This is a genomic window from Selenomonas sp. FOBRC9 (assembly GCF_000287655.1).
Lineage (GTDB): Bacteria > Bacillota > Negativicutes > Selenomonadales > Selenomonadaceae > Centipeda > Centipeda artemidis.
On sequence record NZ_ALJR01000029.1, the window covers coordinates 1 to 8049 of the forward strand.

An 8049-nucleotide genomic window follows, 5' to 3' on the forward strand; every position below is an offset into this window, starting at 1 on the left:
ATGTTTTGTAGCGGAACCATTATAGCACGGGATGTCACTATGGATTTTGTTTTTGTTTAGCTGTTCAACTTCATTTTACAACGAACCGATTTCATTTTATCCTTTCATTTCGTTCTGTCATAGCTGCTGCGAGTGCTGCGCCGAGGGCGGAGCCGGTGTTTTCGAGGATGATCTTGACGTTGACCGCCTCGTCCAAGAGCAGCGTGTCGAGTGCACCACGCAGATGATGCGCGACAAGCGGGACTTTCTCATAGACGGAGCCGTCGACGGCGACGAACTGGTTCTCAAGCGCGTTTTCACCCATGCGGTGCTGAATGATGGCGACGTAGGTCGCCGCAACGATGCGTGCAGAGCGGACGATGACTGCAGTCGCGAGCTCCTGCAGAAGGGCACGCTCGGAGGCGGTGAAGGTCATGCCCGTTTTTGCCTCGATGACGGCGCCCGCCGAATGGCGGTCGAGATAGGCATCTGCGATGATCTCGGAGAGTTCAATGCTCGAAAAGGGGTAAACCCCGTCCGTACCGAGGAGGTCGGCAAGCGCCGCACCGTAGAGCGACCCGAGGTAGCGTCCCGACACCATCTTCTCAAGACGCTGTGCGCCGGGCTGCTCGGACTCCCTGTCCAGAATCTCATCGTATTTGGAGAAGGGCAGTTTTCCGAAGCCGCCCGACTCCATGTTGATGACGGTAGGCGGCTCGCTGCCGTCCGAGAACTCCTCGTAGTAGCAGGTGTTCTGCCCCGTGGCGTAGATGGAGCCGATGTAGGTGTGCTCGTGCTTGTATGCCGCCGCGAGCAGGACTGCGACCGTGTCATTGATGACTGCGACGGGTTCGACGTTCCTCATGCCGCGCCGTGCGAGTGCCTCTTTGAGGAGGTCGTTGACGACCTTACCCTCGACCCCCTGCGTGGCGAATTCCTTCGTCCATACAATCAGCTTCGCATTGTAGAGGTCGGTCTGCTGCGAGGGGAAGGAGAAGGTGTGTCCGAGCAGGTATTTCGTTGTGCGATTTCCCTCGATCGCCTCATCGATGATCTCAGCGAGGAAGTCAAACATTTCTTCCGCCGTTGCATCCGCGCTGACGTAGTCATAGACACCGGGGAGGGTGAGCGGCTTTGCGACCTTGCTCAGTACCTCATATTCGCCGCCGCTCTTGAGGAGGATGCGAAGTGCTCGTACATTTGTGCCGCCGAAGTCGAGCGCGAGGAAGGAGCCGTGCTCCTTTCCGCTTGGAAGTCCTGCGTAGGAGCGGAGCATACGAAGCGTTGCACCCTTTTCACCCGAAAGCCCCGCGCACATATCGGCGCGGAAATCATCGGCGATCCTGCGGAGCGTATCGTCGTCTATGGTGAAGGCAGCCTTTGTCTCGTCAAATCGTTCACGATCAAAACCCATGGTAACTCCTCCCAAGAAAAGTTGTGGGGACGCCCCTATCGGTTCGCTCTAGTCTCCCCCGTTCGAAACGGGGGAGGGGGACCGCGTAAGCGGTGGAAGGGGCGCCACTTATCAGTGATAGCTTAGCAAAAGTGATCGAGCATCGCGCCGACGCTCGGGAACACCTGCTTCGCCTGTGCTTGTATCTCGGGACGTGCGGTCGTAAGCGAGTAGCCTCCCCATGCCTTCAGCATCGGCAGGTCGTTCGTCTCGTCGCCGATGGCGAACACCTCCGCGCCATCCCATCCCATGACGGAAAGGAGGGTGCGGATGCCCTGATCCTTGCTGATGCCGGCGGGCGTGATGTCAAGACTGCACGCATTTGGGAACGCATGAATCTTGTCACTGAGCTTTGCGTTCAGCACCGCCGCACATTCTTCCGAGAGAGCAGGTTCATGAAAGCCGAGCGAGAACTGCTGAATCCCCGTCAGTCCTCCAATCTCGCTCTCCTCGATGTAGACGATGGGGAAATCCCAGTCCTTTGCCTCGCGCTCGATCCACGAACCCTCGGAGTGGTGGCAGAGATAGGTCACATCTGCTGCAGAGAAGGCGAAGTGGAAGGATTTCTGTGCGCTCGGCTCTGACGCAATCGCCGTGAGCGCGCGAGGATCAATCTCCGCCTGAAATCGGACGGCTGCATCCGCACCCCGTATGATGCCGCCGTTGTTGCAGACGGTGTAGTCGAACTCCACGCCGTATTTCTCAAGCTGCGGGACAAGCATCCCATAGTCGCGTCCCGAGATCACACCGAACTTGTGCCCTGCGGCACGCCAGCGGGCAATGCCCTCCTTCGTCTCCTCGTCGATTTTGCCGCCCCGGAGGAGCGTGCCGTCGTAATCGCTTGCCGCTACCTTCATTTTACTTCCTCCTCATAGACAACCGCCTCGAGCGGACGGAGCGCAGCCTTTGGCGCATCCGCATAGCTGCCGATGAGCCGCACGCCCCTCAAAAATCCTGCGGGAAGCTGTGCCTCCTCTGCGGAAAAGTTGACTGCCGTAACGATGCGGCGATTGCCTTCCGTACGAGAGAATGCGTAGATCTGCTCGTTTTCGGCAAGCAGTTCCTCATAGACCCCGTTGAGCAGTACGGGATTCGTCTTGCGCAGACGGATGATCTGCTTGTAGTAATTGAGCACGGAGTCCGCATCCGCTTCCTCTGCCGCCGCATTGATTGTGTGATAATTCTCGTTTGCGGGCAGCCACGGCGTACCTGTGGTGAATCCGGCGTTCGCCGTATCGTTCCACTGCATCGGCGTACGCGCATTGTCACGGCTGTTGAAGTGGACAAAGGACAGTGCCTCTGCGGGCGAGAATCCTTCCTTCAGTGCAAGCTCGTATTGCCCGTGGGAGGAGATGTCATCGTATGCGTCGATCGTATCCCATTTGACGTTTGTCATGCCGAGCTCTTCGCCCTCGTAGATGAAGGGCGTGCCGCGCAGAGTCATGAGAATGGTCGCGAGTGCCTTTGCCGCAAGGCGTGCATCGCCGCCCTTCGGGAAGAAGTAGTTCACCGAGCGTGCGCGGTCATGGTTCTCGAAGTAGATCGGATACCAGCCCTCCTTGGCAACCCCCTCCTGACTCGCGGAGAGTGCGCCCTTGAGCTTTGTGAGCTTCCACGGAACCATCTTCGACCAGCATTCGCCGTCCTCGTAGGGGACGAGGACGTGCGCAAACTCGAACAGCATCGAGAATACGCCGTTCTCGCCGACCCAGTCGGGCAGCTCCGCCACGCTGACACCGTTCGCCTCGCCGACGGTGAAGATGTCGTGCCCGTCAAAGACCTCCCTGCGGAACTCGTGGAGGAAATCGAGGATGCCGGGCGTGTTCGCCGTCATTGTGTGGACGCTCACCATGCCGTCCGCCGCGTCGGGCGTGCCGTCCTCGAAGACGGCGGGTTTCTTGATGTAGGTGATCGCGTCAATGCGGAAGCCGCCGACGCCCTTGTCGAGCCAGAAGTTCGCCGCTGCAAAGAGGGCTGCACGTACCTCTGGATTCTCCCAGTTGAGATCTGGCTGCGCCTCGGCAAAGGTATGGAGGTAGTATTGATCGCGTTCCGCGCAGTACGTCCACGCGGAGCCGCCGAAGATGCCGCGCCAGTTCGTCGGCGCACTGCCGTCGGGTTTCGCGTCGCGCCAGATGTACCAGCCGCTCTTTGCGTTATTGCGGCTGGACTTCGACTCGATAAACCACGGATGCTGATCGGAGCTGTGGTTGTAGACGAGATCCATGACGATGCGCATATCGCGCTTCTTTGCTTCGGCGATCAGCTCCTCCATGTCGGCGAGCGTGCCGAACTGGGGATTGATGCCCGTGTAGTCGCTGATGTCGTAGCCGTTGTCGACCATGGGCGAGGGATAGACGGGGGTGAGCCAGAGCGCACCCGCGCCGAGATCCTTCAGATAGTCGAGCTTTTCCGTGATGCCGCGCAGATCGCCTGTGCCGCTTCCCGTCGTGTCATTGAAGCTCTTCGGGTAGATCTGGTAAACGGCGGTGTTCTGCCACCATTTCGTTGCTTTCATGCTTGTTCCTTTCGTTATATGAGCTTCCCCCGTCGCAACGGGGGAAGTGGCGAGCATGCGAGCCGATAGGGGCGCCGGTGACGATACTCGGACCCTGTCGTTCAAAGCGCCCCTTCCACCACGCTGCGCGTGGTCCCCCTCCCCCGTTTCGACGGGGGAGACTTTTCTTCATCAGAACGTCAGAACCGTCGTCTCGCCGGCTTTTGCATCCATGCCCGTCATCTTCTTCATGAGCGGGTACTCGCCGGAGTTCGTGACTGCCATGATGACGGTGTCCTGATAGCCCGCCGCATGAATCACATCGCGGTCGAACTTCACGAGCGGCGCACCCGCCTTGACGCGATCGCCCATCTTGACGAGCAGTTCAAAGCCCTTGCCCTCGAGTTTCACTGTGTCCACACCGATGTGGATGAGGAGTTCCGCGCCGTTGTCCATACGGAGACCGACCGCATGGCGGCTGTCCTCCATGACCATCGTGACCTCAGCATCCGCAGGAGCGGCCACAATGCCCTCCGTCGGCTCGACCGCAACGCCGTCGCCCATCATCTTCTGCGAGAACATCTCGTCCTTGACCTCGCTCATATCGATGATATGACCCGTTGTAACAGCCGTAATGGCAAAGGATTTCTCCGTGCCGACGGCGACCTCGTCCACATCGGAGGCAGGGGCGGTCATGAGTGCCTCGAAGCGCTCGCGGATCTGCGGGACGGAGAGTCCCACGATGACTTGGAATGCGTGACCGTTGCGGACAAGCCTGTGTGCGCCCGCCTCGGTGAATGCGCCCGTCGGAGCGACGAGTTCGGGATCGTTGACCGTGACGCGCAGACGCGTTGCGCAGTTCGTCACGTCCTTGATGTTTGCCGCGCCGCCGAGACCGTCGAGGAAGGCGCGCGCCTTGACATCGCGCTCATCGAGCTTCATGCCGGGAGCGGCAGTCGCAGTACCTGCAGCACCCGCCTGTTTTGCCTTGTAGTCCGCCTTCGTGAAGAGCTTGTCCTCTACGCCGTCGTCCGTGCGGCCGGGGGTCTTGTAGTCCTTGAGCTGAATGACGAAGCGGAACACGAAGAAGTAGATCGCGGTGAAGCACAGACCAACGGCGATCTGCATGAGATACGTCGCATAGTGATACGAGAAGAGCGGAATCCAGTTCTGCACGAAGCAGTCGATCAGACCGCCGCCGAAGTTGCCCGAGAGCCCGATTGCATAGAGCGTTGCGGAAAGCGTTGCCGAGAGGACGGCGTGCAGGAGATAGAGAAGCGGTGCGACGAAGAGGAAGGTGAACTCGATTGGCTCTGTGATGCCGCAGAGCACCGCCGTGATCGTTGCGGGGATGAGGAGCGCCGCTGTCTTCTTGCGCTTCTCAGGCTTCGCACACATATAGATCGCGAGTGCCGCGCCCGGCAGACCGAACACCTTGCCGCTGCCGTGGAGGGCAAAGCCGCCCTCGGGGAAGAGCTCACGGAGCGACTGCCCGCTGACCATGAAGTCATTGATGTGGCCAAGCCAATATGCCTGAATGCCGCCGTCTACGACCGCAGGGCCGAAGATGAACGGGAGATAGATGAAGTGGTGGAGACCTGCGGGAAGGAGCATTTTCTCCGAGAACGTGTATGCCCAGACACCGAGGATGCCGCTGGTCTTGAGGAAGAACTGGAACTGCTCGATGGCGTGCTGAACGGCAGGCCAGACGATGCAGAAGAGAAGTGCCATCGGGATCATGACGACGAAGCCGATCGCCACGACGAACGCAGGTCCTTTGAAGATGCCGAGCCAATCGGGGATGTTCGTGTCATAGAAACGATTGTGCAGGAATGCCGTGCAGCAGGCGATGAAGATCGCACCGAGCATGCCCATGTCGAGCGTCTTGACGTTCGCGATCATTGCAAGGCCTGTGCCGGGACCCGCCGGCTGGCTGTAGTCCACACCGAACGCGCTGCCGTGGAGCGTGAGGAATGCGGAGATGAAGTAGTTGAAGAGCATATAGATGACGAAGGACTCCATCGCGCAGCGCGCCGGTTCCTTCTTGGCAAAGCCGATCGGCACGGCGATGGCAAAGAGAATGGGCATCTGGGCGAACACCGTCCATGCGCCCTGTTCGACGACGAACCAGAAATCATACCAGAGTGTGCCAGGTGCGGCGAGACTGCCAAGCAGCCCCTCGTTCTTGCAGACGATGGACACCGCCACCGTCAGACCGAAGAATGCAAACAGAATGACGGGCGTATACATCGCTCCGCCGAACCGCTGCATGTTTTGCATGATGACATCCTTACTGAGTGCCATGTGCGTTCCTCCTTATCCCAAAAACCAAACCCCTGCGGCAGGGAAGCTATGCGCCTCCCGCGAATGAAACTGAAACTAATATGAAATCCGTTGTCTATAAGATAGCGCAAAAAAACCGCGAACGCAATAGTTTCACGGCTTTCGGGCAGGATATACGGAGTTTGTATCGTGGTACATTGGATGAAATTTGTTACAGCAGCGGATGATTCGTATAGCCCTCAAAAACGCTGGAGGGGACATTTCTAATCCATCTCCTGCTCCTGTACATACAGGCGGTAGTGCACATACCAGATCTCGAGCAGGAGGAAGTAGGCAAGCATGGATTTGAACTGGAGGCGCTGTTCGTTCTCGACGAGTCCAATCTCTGCGGGCATGACGTAGAGATTCTCTGTCGATTGGGCGGCGAGCGTGTTGTGCCGCATCTCTGTAATTGAGAGGATGGGGACGCCCTTGAGATGGAGCTGATCTGCGAACTCTACGACGCGCTCGGACTCGCCCGAGAGCGAGATGAAGATGAAGAGGTCGTCGGGCCCCGCCGTCTGGTAGACCGAGTAGAACTCCTCGCGACCCGCGATCTCGTAGATGAGGATGTTGTCATAGACGAAGAGCCGCTTCATCTCCTGCATGACGTTCGTCTGCACATAGCCCGAGGCGTAGGCAAAGATGCGGTGCGCCTCGCGGATGAGACGGCTCGCGCTCGTGTAGTCACGCCGCATGAGCGTACGCCATGTCTGATCGTAGAAGCTGCCGAGCGTGGCTGTCACATCGCGGCGGGGCGACACCATCTCCGCTGCCTCCATACGCATGACCGCCTTCAGCTCGCCGAAACCATCGAAGCCGAGCTTCTGCGCGAAGCGCACGACGGACGCACTTGAGACGGCGCACGCGCGCGCGAGTTTGTGGATGGATATGCGGCTCGCCGCCGTACGGTTGCTGTCGATCCAGCGCCAGATACACTTGTCTGCATCGCTGAGATCCCTAAGATGTGCGTTGATTCGTTCCGTGAGCCGCATCTCATTCTCACCTTCTTTTGCTGGATCCTATTCCGCGTTATTATAGCATAACTTGTAGAATATATTTGTAAAACTTCAAGAAATCAACACTTGATAGTATTCGGTTCGTTGTAAAATGAAGTTGAACAGCTAAACAAAAACAAAATCCATAGTGACATCCCGTGCTATAATGGTTCCGCTACAAAACATCAGCAAAGGAGCAATCACTATGGATTACGCCTATTCTACCACAATGGAAGCTGTTCGTAAATCGGGAAAGCACTTTACCCTTGACGAAAGGGGGCAAATACAGGCACTTCACCGCGAAGGATTCTCCCTTCGCGCCATAGCCGCACGGGTTGGATGCTCGCACACGGCGATCCACTATTAGCTTAAGCGGGGGACACCCGAACGCCAAGCTGCTCGCGGGCGGTCTCCACAATATACGGCAAGGCGTGGGCAACGGGCTTACCTCGAACATCGAAAGAACTCCAAACGACCGTATAAGCTTGACAGCGCAGACTGTGCGCCATTCCTGCGTTGGATGACCGAAAGAATCCGTAAGAACAAGTGGTCGATCGACATGTGTCTCGGGGATGCTAGGGCGAACAAACGGTTCGACGAGGATGGTATCCCATGCACCAAGACGCTTTACAATATGCTGTGGGCGGGTAGGATTCCGCTGACGCTGTTCGATGTCCCGCAAGCGCTCGGACGAAAGTGCAAGCGCAAGCGAAACCGCAAGAACAAGCGCCTGAAAGGGCGTAGCATACAGGAGCGTCCTGCCCTTGTGGACGAAGGCACGGAAATCGGACACTGGGAAG

The 8049-nt window shown here is 58.1% G+C and carries 6 protein-coding genes and 1 pseudogene; 2 read left to right on the top strand and 5 right to left on the bottom strand.

Annotated elements, in window-relative coordinates:
* Positions 1–91: 91 nt before the first annotated feature.
* The 5 genes from HMPREF1147_RS07820 to HMPREF1147_RS07840 form a co-directional block, all read right to left on the bottom strand.
* Positions 92–1393 carry a hexokinase gene (locus tag HMPREF1147_RS07820; protein ID WP_009658401.1) on the bottom strand — a complete coding sequence of 434 codons (1302 nt, stop codon included), beginning with the start codon at positions 1391–1393 and terminating at the stop codon, positions 92–94.
* A 122-nt stretch (positions 1394–1515) separates the two neighbouring features.
* On the bottom strand, positions 1516–2289 hold the full coding sequence (locus HMPREF1147_RS07825) for an HAD-IIB family hydrolase (protein ID WP_009658400.1): 774 nt from the start codon (positions 2287–2289) through the stop codon (positions 1516–1518).
* Entirely contained in the window at positions 2286–3950 is a 1665-nt protein-coding gene (locus tag HMPREF1147_RS07830; protein ID WP_009658398.1) for an alpha-glucosidase, read from the bottom strand. The genes HMPREF1147_RS07825 and HMPREF1147_RS07830 overlap by 4 nt, the downstream gene beginning before the upstream one ends.
* A gap of 171 nt (positions 3951–4121) precedes the next feature.
* Complete coding sequence (locus HMPREF1147_RS07835) at positions 4122–6233, bottom strand: alpha-glucoside-specific PTS transporter subunit IIBC (protein ID WP_009658399.1); 2112 nt, start codon at positions 6231–6233, stop codon at positions 4122–4124.
* Between the two features lie 242 nt (positions 6234–6475).
* A complete protein-coding gene (locus HMPREF1147_RS07840; protein ID WP_009658402.1) occupies positions 6476–7246 on the bottom strand; it encodes a MurR/RpiR family transcriptional regulator in 771 nt (256 codons plus the stop codon).
* Positions 7247–7478: 232 nt separating this feature from the next.
* Here HMPREF1147_RS07840 and HMPREF1147_RS12310 point away from each other — a divergent pair, with 232 nt between their 5' ends.
* Together HMPREF1147_RS12310 and HMPREF1147_RS12315 are read left to right on the top strand one after the other, a co-directional pair.
* Positions 7479–7616 (top strand): helix-turn-helix domain-containing protein, encoded by a 138-nt coding sequence (locus HMPREF1147_RS12310; protein ID WP_232208061.1) that lies wholly within the window; start codon positions 7479–7481, stop codon positions 7614–7616.
* Positions 7617–7769: 153 nt separating this feature from the next.
* A pseudogene (locus tag HMPREF1147_RS12315) lies at positions 7770–8049 on the top strand (IS30 family transposase); the annotation flags it as partial.